Below are 829 nucleotides of genomic sequence, written 5' to 3' on the forward strand. Positions count from 1 at the left end.
AGGCAGGTTTTATCTTAACCCGACACTGGCGGGACACCCCGCAAGGGACAGAAGTCTCCTTCTGGCTGGCGACGGACAACGGGCCGTTGCAGGTTACGCTTGCACCGCAAGAGTCCGTGGCGTTTATTCCCGCCGATCAGGTTCCCCGCGCTCAGCATATTTTGCAGGGTGAACAAGGCTTTCGCCTGACACCGCTGGCGTTAAAGGATTTTCACCGCCAGCCGGTGTATGGCCTTTACTGTCGCGCCCATCGCCAATTGATGAATTACGAAAAGCGCCTGCGTGAAGGTGGCGTTACCGTCTACGAGGCCGATGTGCGCCCGCCAGAACGCTATCTGATGGAGCGGTTTATCACCTCACCGGTGTGGGTCGAGGGTGATATGCACAATGGCGCTATCGTTAATGCCCGTCTGAAACCGCATCCCGACTATCGTCCGCCGCTCAAGTGGGTTTCTATTGATATTGAAACCACCCGCCACGGTGAGCTGTACTGCATCGGCCGGGAAGGCTGCGGGCAGCGCATCGTTTATATGCTGGGGCCGGAGAATGGCGACGCCTCCTCGCTTGATTTCGAACTGGAATACGTCGCCAGCCGCCCGCAGTTGCTGGAAAAACTCAACGCCTGGTTTGCCAACTACGATCCTGATGTGATCATCGGTTGGAACGTGGTGCAATTCGATCTGCGAATGCTGCAAAAACATGCCGAGCGTTACCGTATTCCGCTGCGGCTGGGGCGCGATCACAGTGAGCTGGAGTGGCGCGAGCACGGCTTTAAAAACGGCGTCTTTTTTGCCCAGGCTAAAGGTCGGCAAATTATCGACGGTATCGA

At 56.8% G+C, this 829-nt stretch carries 1 protein-coding gene; it reads left to right on the forward strand.

Annotated features, from left to right (window positions below):
• The coding region (locus tag RAD16_RS40320; RefSeq protein ID WP_458163630.1) for a 3'-5' exonuclease at positions 1-829 on the forward strand (829 nt) is incomplete at both ends.

It is taken from the genome of Bradyrhizobium sp. 18BD (assembly GCF_054185225.1).